This is a genomic window from Xanthomonas sp. NCPPB 1067 (assembly GCF_020783795.1).
GTDB lineage: Bacteria > Pseudomonadota > Gammaproteobacteria > Xanthomonadales > Xanthomonadaceae > Xanthomonas > Xanthomonas melonis.
In genome coordinates this window covers 67,881-82,260 of the sequence record NZ_JAJGQG010000005.1, presented here as the reverse complement: position 1 = coordinate 82,260, position 14,380 = coordinate 67,881, and the positions used below count along the sequence as shown (strand labels likewise).

The 14,380-nt window shown below is 67.1% G+C and carries 13 protein-coding genes; 3 read left to right on the top strand and 10 right to left on the bottom strand.

Features of this window, described 5'->3' with window-relative positions:
• Positions 1 to 201 precede the first annotated feature (201 nt).
• On the bottom strand, positions 202 to 3,357 hold the full coding sequence (locus LL962_RS05845) for a TonB-dependent receptor (RefSeq protein WP_167395310.1): 3,156 nt from the start codon (positions 3,355 to 3,357) through the stop codon (positions 202 to 204).
• A 719-nt stretch (positions 3,358 to 4,076) separates the two neighbouring features.
• Complete coding sequence (gene soxR / locus LL962_RS05840) at positions 4,077 to 4,523, bottom strand: redox-sensitive transcriptional activator SoxR (RefSeq protein WP_228316262.1); 447 nt, start codon at positions 4,521 to 4,523, stop codon at positions 4,077 to 4,079.
• A 90-nt stretch (positions 4,524 to 4,613) separates the two neighbouring features.
• Here soxR and LL962_RS05835 point away from each other — a divergent pair, with 90 nt between their 5' ends.
• Positions 4,614 to 5,984 carry an MFS transporter gene (locus tag LL962_RS05835; RefSeq protein WP_228316261.1) on the top strand — a complete coding sequence of 457 codons (1,371 nt, stop codon included), beginning with the start codon at positions 4,614 to 4,616 and terminating at the stop codon, positions 5,982 to 5,984.
• Between the two features lie 501 nt (positions 5,985 to 6,485).
• Here the strand turns inward: LL962_RS05835 and LL962_RS05830 are convergent.
• The 8 genes from LL962_RS05830 to pdxH all read right to left on the bottom strand — a co-directional run bounded on the left by LL962_RS05830 (position 6,486) and on the right by pdxH (position 12,424).
• Positions 6,486 to 7,652 (bottom strand): glutathionylspermidine synthase family protein, encoded by a 1,167-nt coding sequence (locus tag LL962_RS05830; RefSeq protein WP_104587212.1) that lies wholly within the window; start codon positions 7,650 to 7,652, stop codon positions 6,486 to 6,488.
• Position 7,653: 1 nt separating this feature from the next.
• The gene (locus LL962_RS05825; protein WP_104587211.1) at positions 7,654 to 8,223 is read right to left on the bottom strand and encodes a DUF1190 domain-containing protein; all 570 of its coding nucleotides are present in this window, start codon (positions 8,221 to 8,223) and stop codon (positions 7,654 to 7,656) included.
• 13 nt (positions 8,224 to 8,236) lie between these two features.
• Positions 8,237 to 8,641: a DUF350 domain-containing protein gene (locus LL962_RS05820; protein ID WP_104587210.1), complete on the bottom strand. Its 405-nt coding sequence runs from the start codon at positions 8,639 to 8,641 to the stop codon at positions 8,237 to 8,239.
• A gap of 34 nt (positions 8,642 to 8,675) precedes the next feature.
• On the bottom strand, positions 8,676 to 9,353 hold the full coding sequence (locus LL962_RS05815) for a YjfK family protein (protein WP_228316357.1): 678 nt from the start codon (positions 9,351 to 9,353) through the stop codon (positions 8,676 to 8,678).
• The gene (locus LL962_RS05810) at positions 9,350 to 10,432 is read right to left on the bottom strand and encodes a potassium channel family protein (protein ID WP_228316260.1); all 1,083 of its coding nucleotides are present in this window, start codon (positions 10,430 to 10,432) and stop codon (positions 9,350 to 9,352) included. Before LL962_RS05810 ends, LL962_RS05815 begins: the two co-directional genes overlap by 4 nt.
• Before the next feature lie 26 nt (positions 10,433 to 10,458).
• Positions 10,459 to 11,232: a PspA/IM30 family protein gene (locus LL962_RS05805; RefSeq protein ID WP_228316259.1), complete on the bottom strand. Its 774-nt coding sequence runs from the start codon at positions 11,230 to 11,232 to the stop codon at positions 10,459 to 10,461.
• A gap of 9 nt (positions 11,233 to 11,241) precedes the next feature.
• Positions 11,242 to 11,658 carry a YjfI family protein gene (locus LL962_RS05800; RefSeq protein WP_104587206.1) on the bottom strand — a complete coding sequence of 139 codons (417 nt, stop codon included), beginning with the start codon at positions 11,656 to 11,658 and terminating at the stop codon, positions 11,242 to 11,244.
• Between the two features lie 166 nt (positions 11,659 to 11,824).
• Positions 11,825 to 12,424 carry a pyridoxamine 5'-phosphate oxidase gene (gene pdxH, locus LL962_RS05795; RefSeq protein ID WP_104587414.1) on the bottom strand — a complete coding sequence of 200 codons (600 nt, stop codon included), beginning with the start codon at positions 12,422 to 12,424 and terminating at the stop codon, positions 11,825 to 11,827.
• A 190-nt stretch (positions 12,425 to 12,614) separates the two neighbouring features.
• On the opposite strand from pdxH, the gene LL962_RS05790 reads away from it, so the two are divergent.
• Positions 12,615 to 13,157 (top strand): shikimate kinase, encoded by a 543-nt coding sequence (locus LL962_RS05790; RefSeq protein WP_228316258.1) that lies wholly within the window; start codon positions 12,615 to 12,617, stop codon positions 13,155 to 13,157.
• Positions 13,154 to 14,266 carry a 3-dehydroquinate synthase gene (aroB, locus tag LL962_RS05785; RefSeq protein ID WP_228316257.1) on the top strand — a complete coding sequence of 371 codons (1,113 nt, stop codon included), beginning with the start codon at positions 13,154 to 13,156 and terminating at the stop codon, positions 14,264 to 14,266. Before LL962_RS05790 ends, aroB begins: the two co-directional genes overlap by 4 nt.
• The last annotated feature ends 114 nt before the right edge of the window (positions 14,267 to 14,380 follow it).

The window sequence follows — 14,380 nt, the reverse complement described above, 5'->3', positions numbered from 1 at the left end:
GCGCGTGGGCGCCTGCAGACGCATGCGCGTGCGCCGCTCCTCGCGCGCGATCGATCGACACCGCACGCAGCAGCGGTCATACCACGCGCCATCGACCCGCGGCACCGCGCACGGTCGCGGCCGCCGTCCAGCAGCGGCTGGCAGGAGCGTGGCGAGCCATCGCCGCGGCCTGCCAGCCGGTCGCACGGCCGCACTGCCGGCTCAGAACGCGTAGCGCACGCCCAGTGTGTAACGCGGCTGCTGATCGATCAGGCGCACGATCTGCTTCTCCGAACGTCCATGCCAGCGCACGTCTTCGCCGGTCAGGTTGATCGCCTCGAATCCGACCGACAGCTGCTTGTTGAGCGCATAGCTCACGCTCAGGTCGAACTGATGGTACGCCTCGACGTAGTACGGATTGCGGTTGGAGGCGTCCTGGTTGGCCGCGATCAGGTATTCGTCGCGCCAGTTCCAGGCCAGACGTGCGCTCCAGCCGTACTTCTCGAACATCAGCATGACATTGGCGGTATCGCTCAGGCCGAGCAAGGCGAACTGGTCGCGGTCGATGACGTTGTTGTTGAAGGCCACATCGCCTTCGACGATGGTGTAGTTGGCATAGATGCCGAATCCGCTGCTGCCGAAGAAGTACTGCCCGCCCAGTTCCCAGCCGTGGATGTTGGCCTTGTTCTGGTTGACCGGGCGCGTGACATCGAACTGGTACAGGGGATCGGCAGCAGTGCCGGCGAGGTCGTAGGCATTTTCCAGCGCCAGGCTCTGCGCCGAGCTGCCGTTGTAGGCGGCCAGCCCGCCGGTGGCGGCGGCATTGCGCAGCAAGGCAGTGGCGGCGAACAGCGAAGTGTCGTTGGCCGAGCACGCGGCCGCCACATCGTTGCCGGCCGCGCCGACCTGCGCGGCGCAGGCACCGCTCTGCAGGAACGCCAGCGCCGCCTGCGCGTCTGGCCCGGAGGTGGGATCGGTCAGCCCATACAGGGTTTCGCGCGATACCGTGCTGCCGATGAAGTTGCTGACGCGCTTGTTCCAGAAGGTCGCCGACACGTAGCTTGCGTCGGCGAAATACCACTCCAGCGCCAGGTCGAGATTGTCCGATTCCAGCGGCTCCAGGGTCGGGGTCTGTGCATCGCCGCTGGCGCGGTTGGACGGATTGATCAGGATGGAACCGGCCGGGGTGTTGGGGGTCGGGCCGGCCAGCAGGTTGTTGTACGGCGCCCGCGCAATGGTCTGCCCGAACGAGGCACGGCCCTTCAGCTGGTCGGTGATATCGATGCTGAAGTCCAGATTCGGCAGGATGTAGTTGTAGCTGGTCTTCTCGCTGAAGGGCTGCTGCTCGGCCGAGCGCACCAGCTGGAAGTCGTTGTTGGCCTGCCATTGCAGCGCGACCGGGGTGGCCACCTGCGAGGTGGATTCCACATCGGTGCGCTCGTAGCGCAGGCCCAGGCGCGTATTGGTGGTCATGCCGGCGATATCGCCGCTGAGTTCCAGCTGGACATAGGCGGCGCGCGTCTTCTCTTCGACCTGATTGTTTGCGCTGTAGAGCGGGTTGTAGCGCGTGGCGGCGCCGTACTGGCTGCCCCCCCACAACGCCAGCTCGCTGGCATTGCCACGCCAGGCATTACGCGGCGCGCCATTGGCGTTGAAATCGTCGAACATGCCGACGATGCTCACCGGCCGCAGCAACGCGACCATGCCCGGTTCGTTTCCGGCGTTGGCCACGCCCCAGTCGCCCAGGGCCGAGTAAGTGTCGCTGGTCAACCGATTCATGGTGGTGTTCGACGAGCTGACACCGAACTGGAAGCGCCCGTCGTCGAAGTCGAACTTGCCGTCCAGCCGGCCTTCCTTGGTTTCGGTCACCTGCTTCTGGTAGTAGATACGCTGCACCTGCGAACCGAGATTGGCCGGCGTGAAGTCCGGATTGACCACGCCGTTGGTGCCGGCCAGCGAATCGGCGACGGTGGGATACCAGGTCCGCGCGCCGATCGGCAGCGAATTGTTGAACCACAGTTCCTGCGCCCACTGTCCGCCGCAGGAAGGGCCGTTGACGCAGTTATTGGTGCCGGCGAAGCTGAAGTAGGTCGCGCTGCCGCCGGTCACCGGATCGTTCGGCAGGCTCTGCGTCTTGGAATTGTGCGCATCGAAGGTCAGCTGGAAGCGATCGCTCACCTGCCAGTCCGCATTGAAACCCAGCGAACCGAGCCTGTACTTCTGCTCGTTGCGCTGCTGCTCCATGCCGAAGTCCTTGGCGCCATTGGGCACATCGCGCAGGTAGATCGGCGTGGCCACGGTCTGGCCGGTATCGAAGGTCAGATTGGTGAAACTGTTGGCGCGCTGCAGCCAGATGCCCTGCTCGCCGCGGTCTTCGCGGATCTCGTTGGACGAATAGGTGTAGTCCAGGGTCAGGGTCAGGCTGTCGCTGGGCGCGAACTGCATGACCGCCTGGCCGTTGGTGCGCTCGCGCTGGAAGTCGGCGAACGCGTAGCGCAGATCGTTGGGCATGCCATACAACTGGCCGATCGCAGGCGCGTTGGTCACCACCGTATCCGGGCGCAAGGCCGGATCGGTGCCGGTCCAGCGCTGGATGTTCCAGCGGTTCTCGGTGGCCTGCACCGAGCCGCCGTGACGCTTCTGGTAGCTGGCGCTCAGGCCGATGCCGAAGGTCTTGTCCGGGTTGGTATAGCTGAAGATGCCCGACAGTTCCGGAGTGAGCGTATCGCCGAAGGGCTGGGAACGGTCGGACATCATCTTGGCACCGGCGCTGGCCACCACGCCGGAGTGGTTGAAGGGCTTGTCGGTCTGGATGTTGATGGTGGCGCCGATACCGCCGCTGGGCGCGGTGGCACGGCTGGTCTTGAACACTTCGATACCGGTGATGGCTTCGGACGCGAGCTGCGCGAAGTTGAACGCGCGCGTTCCCACGTCCACGCCGCCGATCGGCGTCTGCCCAGGCGCACCGAAGGCATCGGCGCCGGGGATCAGGCGGCCATTGAGGGTGACGGTATTGAACTGCGGACCGAAGCCGCGCGCGGTGACCTGCGCGCCTTCGCCATCGCGGCGTTCGATCGAGATGCCGGTGATGCGCTGCAAGGATTCGGCCAGATTGGTATCGGGAAACTTGCCGATGTCTTCTGCGCTGATCGCATCCACCACACCGGCGGCGTCGCGCTTGATGCCCATCGACTGATCCAGGCTGCTGCGGATCCCGGTGACGGTCACGGTGTCGAGCGTCGTGGCGGCATCGCTGCCGGACTGCGCTGCCGCTGCGGGCGGAGCGACGTCCTGCGCGAACGCGGGGTTGATGACGAGCAAGCCACCGACAAAGGTGAACATGGCCTTCGACTTGAAGCTGTTCAACGTACGACGCATCGATCTGTCCTCGGGAATGGAGTCCAACCGTCTACGACCGCTGTCGCGGCATGCGACACGGCAGAGTCTTGCCCACCGCCCGACGGCGTTGGCAAGCGGTACTGCAGCACTTCAATTCAGTCCCCCAGCGCGCAGGCCGACACTTCCCCTTCGAGCATCGGCGTGCGGTATACGGTGCGCATCTGCGGCACGCGGCAACGACCGTGGACGGTCGTACCGCGGAGGCGATGGCGCCTTACCTGCGTGTCCCCAGTGATAGCGCTAACACGCCGCGAAGCCTAGTCATCCCGTCGAGCGCTTGTCCACCATGCGTTGCAGCATAGTGATGGGGCTGCACGGTTACAGCCGAAACGGCAGTCGCTCGAGTCCGTCTGGGTGTTTCAAGCCCGGCGCGGCTGTAAGCGTTACCATCCGATTACGCGGATTCGCACGCGGAAGGCAGCGAAAATTGCACAATGCCTGCGCACCGCGCGCTCACCGATGTGGCAACTGCGCAAACTCAGGCTGACCCAACGGACCATTGCGTTACGAGTGATCGGTGCGTGTTCGTCGTTCGAGGCCGGCGGCAGCGGGCAGGAACCGCAGCACGACCAGGGCCGCGTACAGGTCGCGCAGCCTTGGTGTGGAGGCGGCCGTGCATAGGGCTCCGCTGGGCCACCGCTGCGCCCCGTCCCGGGACAGTCCGTGGGAAGGTCCCGCGGAGGTGCCGGACCCGGTTGCTAGCCCAGACCTGCGGTGTCCAGACGTACGGCACCATCGCCGTCATCGGCCAGCCGGTCGTCCGGATTGCTCAACGCGCAGCGACGCAGTGACAGGCAACCGCAGCCGATGCAATCGGTGAGCTGATCGCGCAGCGCCTGCAATTGGCCGATACGCGCATCCAGTTGCGTGCGCCAGCGCGCGGACATCCGCGCCCATTCCGCGCGCGTGGGGGTACGCTGCTCCGGCAGCACCGAGAACGCCTCCAGCACCTGCTGCAGCGGTATGCCCAGCCGCTGCGCGACGCGGATCACCGCGATCCGCCGCAGCACGTCGCGCGCATAGCGGCGTTGATTGCCGGCAGTGCGCAGACTGCGGATCAAGCCCTTGCGTTCGTAGAAATGCAATGCCGATACCGCCACGCCGCTACGCTTGGCCACCTCGCCCACCGACAACTCGCGCTGCATCGCCTTGACCTCAACCCTGGTTGAGGAAGGATGCTGCGCGGCCACGACCGACGCAAGGTCGTGGCCACACTCACTCGCCCTGGATGTCCGATGTCGATCGAAACCACTTCATTCAACGCACCGCCGGTTGCGTCGCCATCCATCTCTATCCTCGCGGCGCCGTACCGCGCCGCGACACTGGGCATGGTGGCGTTGGTGTCGCTCAACGCCTTCGAATCGCTGGCGGTAGCCGCAGCCATGCCGAGCGTGGCGCGCGAGCTGAACGGCCTGCCGCTGTACGCACTGGCATTCGGCGGCACGCTGGCCACCAGCGTGGTCGGCATGAGCGCCGCCGGGCGCTGGAGCGACCGTCACGGGCCCGGCGGCGTCCTGGGCGGCGGGTTGCTGTGTTTCGTGCTCGGTCTGCTGATCGCCGGCCTGGCGCCGAGCATGCCCCAGCTCATCGTCGGGCGCCTGTTGCAGGGATTGGGTGCCGGTGCGTATTCGGTGGCCCTGTACGTGATCGTCGGGCGGTTGTATCCGGAGGACTTGCGCCCGCGGGTATTTGCGGCATTTTCGGCCGGCTGGGTGGTGCCGTCGTTGATCGGGCCGGCAATCAGCGGGCTGATCGTGCAGCACGTGGGCTGGCGCTGGGTGTTCCTGTCGGTCCCGTTGTTGGCGATTCCCGCCGGGCTGGCGCTGTGGCCGGCGCTGCGTGGGCGCGCCTGGAACGGCGAGGCCGGTAGCGGATCGCAGCAGAACTTGGGGTGGGCCTGCGCAGCGGCGGCAGGCGTGCTTTGCGTGTACGTGGGCGGGCAACTGCATGGCGTGCGTGCGCTGCTGACGATGGCGCCGGCAGTGCTGCTCATGCTGGTGTGCGCCTGGCGTCTGCTGCCGGCCGGCACGCTGCGGCTTGCCCGCGGCCTGCCCAGCGTGATCGCATTGCGTGGCATCGCGGCGGCAGCGTTCTTCGGTTTCGAGGCGTTCCTGCCGCTGCTGCTGTCGCGCGAACGAGGGCTGTCGCCGCTGCTGGCCGGTGTGGCGCTGAGCGTAGGTGCGCTCGGCTGGTCGCTTGGCTCGTGGTATCAGGGACATGGCCGCGGTGGCTGGTCGCGCAGGCGCCTGCTGCAGACCGGTGCGGTACTGATGATGATCGGCATCGCCATCAGCGCCATGGCGGCCTGGCCTGCATTCCCGGTGCCCGCAGCGATCGCCGGCTGGGCGCTGACCGGCCTGGGAATGGGCCTGCTGTTTCCCAGCCTGTCGGTGCTGACCTTGTCGATGTCGCCACCGGAGCGCCAGGGGCTCAACAGCTCGGCGATGCAGTTGAGCGAAGCCATCGCCGTCGCCGGGACACTGGCGCTGGCAGGCGCGCTGTTCGCAGCGTTGCTGGCCTCGGCCACGCAGGCCGCCTATCTGAGCGTCTTCGCGCTGGCCTGGCTGTTGGCCGCAGCGAGCCTGGCGGTGGCACGGCGGGTATGAGCCGCGCTGCGCGTACGCGGGCAGTGGTGACGCACTGATGTGACTGCCGAGCCGTCGGCGCCGGTTCGATAGGCATCGCCCGCGCCATCGCGCCAGTGAAGACAGCAGGTGCCAGCCCATGCCGGCCGCGCGGCGCATCGATGCGCAACACAGACGACGTTGCCGATCCTGGCGGCATTGCCCGAATCGATGCTGCCGATGCGGGCTCGCATGTGGCTGGTCATTTTTTCACCACCCATCTTGACAACGTTGCGGGCCGGGGCCTGCGCGCACTTGTCCACAGCCTTGTGCAAGTTCCATCCACAGGGGGTGTGGAAAACCCCCGCCGCATCACGGCTGCGAACGGACTTGCGCACGCTCGTGATGCCATGCTCGTACCACGCCGCCCATCTAGGGCGGCATCGGCCGCCCTGCGGTGGCCTTACCGTCAGCCGCGCCTGCGTCCTGGCGCACGCGCAGCACACCGGCGGAGGCGCACGCAGCCGCCGCGCGCGACGAGCGTCAGTCCAGGATCACATGCGGTACGAAGCGCGAGGTGTCGCGAGTGATCGGGCCATCGTCGTCGCGCATGCCCAGCCCTGCCGGCCGATCGGCCACCACCCAGCTGCCGACCAGCGCGTGCCGGCCCTCGAACACCGGCAACGGATGATGCGCCTGCAGGATCGCCGGCCCGTCCGCATAGGGTCCGTCGGTCTGCACCGTCTCGCCCTGTGCAGTCACCAGGGCGATGTTGGCGCCCTCGCGCGACAGCAGCGGCTTGCGCACCCAGCCGGCACTTGCCGCCTGGCCCGGTTGCGCGAAGTGCGCGGGCAACAGGTTGGGGTGGCCCTGGTGGCGTTCCCACAACAACGGCAGGATGCCCTTGTTGCTCAACACCGATTTCCAGGCCGGCTCGATCAGGCGCACGCGGTTGGCGATCAATGCCGGCCCGAAGCGCTCTTCCATCATGAATTCCAGCGGGTACAGCTTGAACAGCGTGTGGATCACGCGGTCCTGCTCGTCGGTGAACCAGCCTTCGGCGCTCAGGCCGATGTCTTCGATGGCCACTTCCTCGGTGGCGATACCCACCTGGTGCGCGCAGTCGCGCAGATAACGTACCGTGGCGCGGTCTTCCAGCGACTCGCGCACCGCAGCGAAATGCATCTGCGCGCCGAGCGTGCCCTCCATCGCCAGCGCGCCCAGCGTTTCGCACAACAAGTCCTGGATCAGGTTGTACTGATCGCTACCCTTGGGCAGCGCACCGGCGGCAATCTGCTGCTCCAGCCACAGCCACTGGAAATACGCGGCCTCGTACAACGCGGTCGGCGTGTCGTAATTGAGCTCGTACAGTTTGGCCGGGCCCTGGCCGGAGTAGGCCAGATCCATGCGGCCGTAGAGATGCGGGTCGCGGTTCTTCCAGGAGCTGGCGATCCAGTCCCAATAGAACGGCGGGATCGCCAGCTTGCCCAGCAACTCTTCCGAGCCGACCACCTCGTCCACCAGCTGCATCGCCATGTCGTGCAGGTCCTGGGTGGGCGCTTCGATGTCGTCTTCGATCTGCCGCAACGAAAACGCGTAGTACGCGCGTTCGTCCCAGTACGGCTGCCCATCGATGGTGTGGAAGTGGAAACCGAGCGACTCGGCCTGCGTGCGCCAATCCGGGCGTTCGGCAATCGCGATGCGTTGCATGTCAGCCGCCGAACCCCGAACGCCCGCCGCCGCCGAAGGAGCTGCGTGCCGCGGCGCTGGAACCGAAACCCGAACGCGACACGGTGATCGCACGGGTCGGCATGTCGATCGCACCGCTGCGCCCGCGCACGGTGCCGATGCGATTGCTGGCCAGATCGCCGTTGGGCTTGTAGAAGCCGCCGCTGCGGTAGTCGCGATACAGCGGTATTGCGCCGCCGTAGCGGTACCCGCCACCGCCGCTCATGTTGCCCAGCGCATAGCCCAGCAGGAACCCTCCCATCGGCGGGATCCAGCTCTGCTGGCCCTGGTTCTGGATCGCGGTGCAGCTGCCGAATTGTTCGTCGCATTCGTAGCGGGTGCTGAAACGCGGTGCGCTCTGCTGATGCTTGGTGGAAGCCTCGTCGTAGGCCTTCAGGCATTGCTCGATGCTGCCCTGTTCCTGCTTGATCTGGTAGCAGTCCGATGCCGACTGCAGCACCACCCCGGTTTCCGGTTCCGAGCCGCAGCCGGTGGCCAGTGCGGCCGGCAAGGCGGCCATCAGGGTGAGTTTGAGATTGCGTGATCGCTTCATGGCGCAGGCTCCGTTACGGCGTGATCGCCGCGGCATTGATCAGGCCTACCGCGATCGACACACCGGCAGAGAAGATGCCGGCAGCGGCGACGTTGTCGGTGATCTGCCGCGAGATGCGCCCGGCCACCAGGTTGGCCAACAGGTACGCCACGATCTGGATGCCGCAGGCCACCGCGCCCCAGATCAGCGCATCGACCAGGCTCACCGAGTGGGAAATGGCCGAATGCAGCGGCAGCGCCACGCCGATCAGGTTGCCGGCCAGCGCCGTGGCGGCGGCGACGTTGCCTTGCCGCAACAAGGTGAAGTCCTTGTGCGGGGTGACCAGGGTCACCAGCACCACCGAGACGATCAGCACGCCCAGGCCGGTGCCGAAGTAGGAAAGAAACGCCAGAAAGCTCTGCAGATTGATCGGGTTCATGACAGGACCGGTTGAGGAAGGGGCGAGCGCAGGCTCAGGTGATATCCAGATCGGCGACGGTGACATCGATCCCGACCGCATAGGTGACGCAGAACTCGTTGGGGCCGGAATCCTCGCCGGTGACCAGCAGGAATTCCTCGCGCTGCAGCTCCGGCACCTGCCGGCTGTAGAGCATGGCGTAATGGGTCAGGTCGCCGTCGCGGCGCGGCGGCTGGTAACGAAACAGCACCTCGTCGTAGACGATCGGCGGGATCCGCCCGGTATCGTCGGTGGACTGGGTGGCGCGCTGCCAGCGCTTGCCGGCATAGTCGATCTGCGCTGCGCCCAGATGCGGATGCTGCATCACGAACTCCTGGAAGGCCTGCTTGCTCGGCGGGTTCACCGTTTCGCAGAACACGAAGGCCTTCATGGCCTCCAGTTCGCCGCCCACGGTGGTGACCTGCAGGAAGGCATCGTCGTCCAGGTAGAACCGGTGCAGCGCGTAACCGTCGCCCAGATCGACATGGCCGTAGCACGGAATGCCTTGATGGCCGCCGGGCAATTCGGCGGTCATGGCCTCCGGCGACATGCGGTACAGCGTGGTGTCGATGGCGACCTGGCCACCCAGGCGCAGGCCCAGCGGCAGCGCATGCCCGATCGCACCGTTGCCGGTGGTCGGCAGCGGGGGCGGAGTGGCTTGGCCGAACAACTTGCTGAAGAAACTCATCGTCAGAGACCTCGCGGCGATGCGGAAATGGGAGCCTCGGCTGCGCGCAAGGCCTGCCATGCGATGGCATCGGCGGCAATGCGCTGCTCGGCCAGGTAGTACAGCATGGCACCACCGGGCACCGTGGTGCGCGGCGGTGGATTCAGGCGCACTGCGCCACCGGGCGCACGCAGCCCCAGCAGCAAGGCGCCGCGCTGACCGAATTCGCCAGCAAGCCGGCTGTAGTCCAGCACGGCCTGCTGGTCGGGCACGATCAGACTGAACTGGGTGGGGCCATCGTCCACCGAGAGCAGTTCGGCGGTGATCGCCGCGCTGCCAGGGTCCTGCGCGGCACGCGCCAGGATCTCGGCAGTCATCGGCCGGGTGCATTCGATCGCCGGGTAATGGTGGTTCACCAACTGCGCGGCACTGGCCGAATCGAAGTGCGCCACCACGTGCGCGGCCGGCGCATGCGCCATCAACGCGAACACGGCGGCCAGGGTCTGGTCGTCGGACGGTGGATTGACGATCACTCGCGCCGCGCCGGCGATACCGGCACGTGGATACACCTCGGTATGCGTATAGGACTCGGCAGCGACGAAGCGCATATGGTCGGGCATCGGGTTTTCGGCGATGCCTTCGGCGATCAGCACCACGCCTTCATCGTCGGTAGCGGTGTCCGACAGCAGCAGCTCCAGCAGCCTGGCCGAGGCAGCGCCCTGCCAGCCGATCAGGATGGTATGCCCGCGCAACGCGTCGTAGGCCATCTTGCCCATGTAGTGACGCCTCCAGAAGGTGATGAGCACCGCACTGGTCTTGGCCAGCACCGTGGCGAACAGCGCCACCGCACCCGGCATCAGCACGAACGCGGCGATGTAGCGCCCGGCCACCGAACCCGGCGACAGGTCGCCGTAGCCGATGGTGGTGGCGGTGGTCATGTAGTAGTACGGAAACGCATCCAGGCCGACGAGCTTGTGCTCGCCGGCCAGCAGCAGCAACGCCCAGCTCAACCCCATGTGCGCCAGCAACGCCAGCGCCACCACACCCCAGCTGACGCGACGCACGTGGCGTCGCAAGACCCGGAACAACCGTCCGACGATGATCATGGCGCGTCCTGTGCCGGGGGCTGAAATCAGCTGTCGCTACGCGGAACCTGTTGCACGTCGCGTACCTGGCCGATCAATGGCGCGGCGCCGCTGGCGGTGTCGTGGCCGAGTTGCGCAGCCGGTTTCTTGAACCGGGCCAGCACCGCAGCGGCGTTGGACTCGCCTTCCATCAGGCCGGCAGCGGCCAGCCGCCGATTGAGATCGCCATCGCCGCTGGACGCTTCCAGTTCCTCGGCCGATTCGATGCGCGCCGAGGTCTCCGCCTGCCGCGCCTTGATGCGCTCCAGCGATTCCAGTGCCGACCCCATCTTGCTGCTGGCACCGGAATGGCGCGCGGCGATGGCGGCCTGCGCCCGCTGCACCGCATCGGTGGCCTTGACCGTGTCGATCTGCTGGCGCATGCCGCGCAGCTGGTTCTCGGTTTTCTGGATGGTGGCCTTGAGGGTCACCACCGACTGGTCGAGCGCGGTCTTGGAAGCCTTGTCGCCGGCATCCTCGCTTTCCAGCGCGGCGAGCTTCACCGCCACGTCGTGCGCCAGCGCTTCGTCGTTCTTGGCCAGGGCGCCTTCGATGTAACGCGTGTACTCGGCCATCTTGCCGGCGCGCGCGTCGATCTTCTGCTGGGCCAGCTTGCTCTGCGCCATCAGCTTGGTCAGCTCCTCGCGCGAGCGCGTGAGCTGGGCGCCGGCATCGCGCATTTCCTGGTCCAGGATGCGCAAGGCATTGGCGTCCACGGCCTTCTGGCCGGTTTCGTGTGCGGTCCCACGCAGCAGCGTGATCAGCTTGGAAAAGATACTCATGACAACGCCTTATGAAAAAAACGGCTTGAGAGATTCGGCGGCATCCAGCGTGTTGGCCGCCAGGGTCTGGATTTCCTCGTCGATCTGATCGAGCGTGGACGACGCCGAGAGCTCGCCGAAGACCACATAGCTGTCCTTGCCTTCGACCTGTACCAGGCCCAGGTTGGAGAGCGGATTGAGCGGGTTCAGCCGCAGGCAGGCGTCGTTGAACGCAGCCCGGTCGCTCACCTGCTCGGCATGCGCCAGCAAGGTGGACACGAAGATCTGCGAGCCGGAGGCGGCGACCTGGATCTGCATATCGCCGTGGTCGGCCAGGGTGAGGTTGATGGCCGGTTCCAGCCCGTCGATCAACTCGACCTCGATCGGCTGTCCGCGGTAGCGCTCGGCCAACAGGCCGTGCAGGTCGACGGTGGTGTATTGGGTCATACGATGTCCTGTCCTTTGGTCATGCAGCCGTGGCCATGCGATGGGCGGACATACTACAGACTGTTCGCGATCGGCAGAAAGGCCCGTTCGGCCTGGCCGTTCATTGCACGCTGGCCGCGCTGCGGTCGCCGCGACACCAGCGTGGCTGCAGCCGGGCGCGGGCGGATCACGGATACAGCATCCGCTTGCTCCAGTGGCTGGCCGCATCGGCCTCGTAGCGCCAGCGCTCGTGCAGGCGGAACCTGGCGCCATACCAGAATTCGAACGCCTGCGGCACCACCCTGAAACCGCCCCAGCCATCCGGCCGCGGCACCTGCCGGCCGTCGAAAGTGGCCTCGGCCTTGGCGAGGGCGGCCTCGAACTCCTCGCGCGAGCCGAGCGTCTGCGATTGCAGCGAGGCCCAGGCGCCGATCTGGCTCTGGCGTGGACGCGAGGCGAAGTAGGCATCGGCCTCGCCTGCGCTCACCAGCTGCACCGCGCCCTCGATACGCACCTGGATGCCTGCCTCGCGCAGCGTACGCCACAGGAACAGCAGCGCCGCCTGCGGGTGGGCCTGCAGGTCGCGCCCCTTCGCACTGTCCAGATGCGTGTAGAACACGAACCCGCGCGTATCGAAGGCCTTGAGCAGGACGGTACGTGCACTCGGCCGCCCATCCAGGTTGGCGGTCGCCACGGTCATTGCGCTGGCTTCGGGTTCGGCGCTGGCCTGCGCCTCGGCGTACAGCGCGGTGAAGGTGGCAAGAGCTTCTGCGTACAGATCGGGCATGACGGTGCGTGGCAGCAAGGTGGGCACCTATTGTGGGCGCATCGTGTGCGCTTGTCCCGGGCGCGGGGGCGCTGCCGCGCCTGCAGCGGTGCGACCGGCGATGCCGCGACGGCCGGCGCGGCACTGCCGAATGGTGTCAGCGCGCGTCCACCGGCCCGGTGGGCGAGCGCCAATGCTAGGATCGGTGCGCATGAACCCCGCTCCCAATCTCGTGATGGTCGGCCCGATGGGCGCCGGAAAAAGCTGCATCGGCCGCCGCCTGGCCGAGCGCTTCGGGCTGGACTTCGTGGACGTGGATCAGGTCATCGTCGAGCAGGCCGGCAGCAGCATTCCGGACATCTTCGAGCAGCACGGCGAAGCCCACTTCCGGCAACTGGAAGCCGATACCCTGCAGACGCTGCTGCAGCAGCACAACAAGCTGATTTCCACCGGCGGCGGCGCGGTACTGGATGCACGCAACCGGCAGTGCATCCGCGAGGGCGGCTTCGTGGTCTACCTGCACGTGAGCGTGCCGGCGCAGCTCACGCGCCTGGCGCGCGACCGCAACCGACCGCTGCTGCAGCGCGCCGACCGCGCACAGGCGCTGCACACGATGGCCGCCCAGCGCACCCCGCTGTACCAGCAGGTCGCCGACCTCACGCTGGAAACCGATCATTTCTCCCCCGCCGAGGCCACCGCGCAGCTGGTGCTGCGGCTGGCCGCGCAATGGCGCATGTCGAGCCCTCCCGCATGACACTTCCCCGTTCCTCGCGCAGCGTCGCCGTCGACGCAGCGATTCCCTACACCATCACGATTGCCCCTGGCCTGCTCGACGATGGCGCACGCCTGGCCGGGCACGTCCGCGGTCGCCACGTCTTGCTGCTCAGCGACTCGCAGGTGGCTCCGCACTACGCGGCCGGCGTACGCAATGCGCTGCTGCAGGCACGCCCGCAACTGCAGCTGGGCGAGCTGGTGATCGCCGCCGGCGAGGCCTCCAAGACGCTGGACAACTTCGGCGCTGCCATCGCTGCATTGGCCGAACTGGGCGCAACCCGCGATGCCTGCGTGTTCGCGCTCGGCGGCGGCGTGGTGGGCGACCTGGCCGGCTTCGCCGCTGCGTGCTGGATGCGCGGCGTGGACTGCGTGCAACTGCCCACCAGCCTGCTGGCAATGGTGGATTCTTCGGTCGGCGGCAAGACCGCGGTGGATATCCCGCAGGGCAAGAATCTGGTCGGCGCGTTCCATCCGCCGCGTGCGGTGATCGCCGACACCGACACCTTGCGCACGCTGCCCGCGCGCGAATTGCGCGCCGGGCTGGCCGAGGTGATCAAGTACGGCGCCATCCGCGACCCCTTGTTCTTCCAATGGCTGCATGCCGAACGCCGCGCCTTGCTGGACGGCGACGCGGCCGCGCTGGCGCAGGCCATTGCGCGCAGTTGCGAACACAAGGCCGAGATCGTGGCGCGCGATCCGCTGGAGAAAGGCGAACGCGCCCTGCTCAACCTGGGCCACACCTTCGGCCACGCGATCGAAACCGAACAGGGCTATGGCGCGCCCGGCAACGACAACCTCAATCACGGCGAAGCGGTGGCGGTGGGCATGGTGCTGGCGGCGCGGTTGTCGGCCGCGCTGGGGATGAGTAGCGCCGAAGACACCGAGGCGCTGCGCGCCTTGCTGCGCGACTTCGAGCTGCCGACCGAGATTCCGGCCGGCCTGGCACCCGAGGCCCTGCTCGGCCGCATGCGTCTGGACAAGAAGAACATCGCCGGGCGCCTGCGGCTGGTGCTGTGGCGCGGCATCGGCAAGGCCGACGTGGTCCCCGATGTCGAAGAGGCCGCAGTACTCGACGTCCTGGCGGGTTGAGACCAGCCGGCCGCGCGACGCCCTCGCTCACCGTCTCCAGCGCATTGGTAGGGGCACCCGGGCGCGGCCGGGCCTTGCCGAGCACTTCCCATCGCGCCCAGCTGCGCTCCCACG

Coding starts and splice junctions, on each gene's coding strand:
- LL962_RS05845 (WP_167395310.1), bottom strand. CDS start 3,357: ATGCGTCGTACGTTGAACAGCTTCAAGTCGAAGGCCATGTTCACCTTT.
- soxR (WP_228316262.1), bottom strand. CDS start 4,523: ATGCAGCGCGAGTTGTCGGTGGGCGAGGTGGCCAAGCGTAGCGGCGTG.
- LL962_RS05835 (WP_228316261.1), top strand. CDS start 4,614: ATGTCGATCGAAACCACTTCATTCAACGCACCGCCGGTTGCGTCGCCA.
- LL962_RS05830 (WP_104587212.1), bottom strand. CDS start 7,652: ATGCAACGCATCGCGATTGCCGAACGCCCGGATTGGCGCACGCAGGCC.
- LL962_RS05825 (WP_104587211.1), bottom strand. CDS start 8,223: ATGAAGCGATCACGCAATCTCAAACTCACCCTGATGGCCGCCTTGCCG.
- LL962_RS05820 (WP_104587210.1), bottom strand. CDS start 8,641: ATGAACCCGATCAATCTGCAGAGCTTTCTGGCGTTTCTTTCCTACTTC.
- LL962_RS05810 (WP_228316260.1), bottom strand. CDS start 10,432: ATGATCATCGTCGGACGGTTGTTCCGGGTCTTGCGACGCCACGTGCGT.
- LL962_RS05805 (WP_228316259.1), bottom strand. CDS start 11,232: ATGAGTATCTTTTCCAAGCTGATCACGCTGCTGCGTGGGACCGCACAC.
- LL962_RS05800 (WP_104587206.1), bottom strand. CDS start 11,658: ATGACCCAATACACCACCGTCGACCTGCACGGCCTGTTGGCCGAGCGC.
- pdxH (WP_104587414.1), bottom strand. CDS start 12,424: ATGCCCGATCTGTACGCAGAAGCTCTTGCCACCTTCACCGCGCTGTAC.
- LL962_RS05790 (WP_228316258.1), top strand. CDS start 12,615: ATGAACCCCGCTCCCAATCTCGTGATGGTCGGCCCGATGGGCGCCGGA.
- aroB (WP_228316257.1), top strand. CDS start 13,154: ATGACACTTCCCCGTTCCTCGCGCAGCGTCGCCGTCGACGCAGCGATT.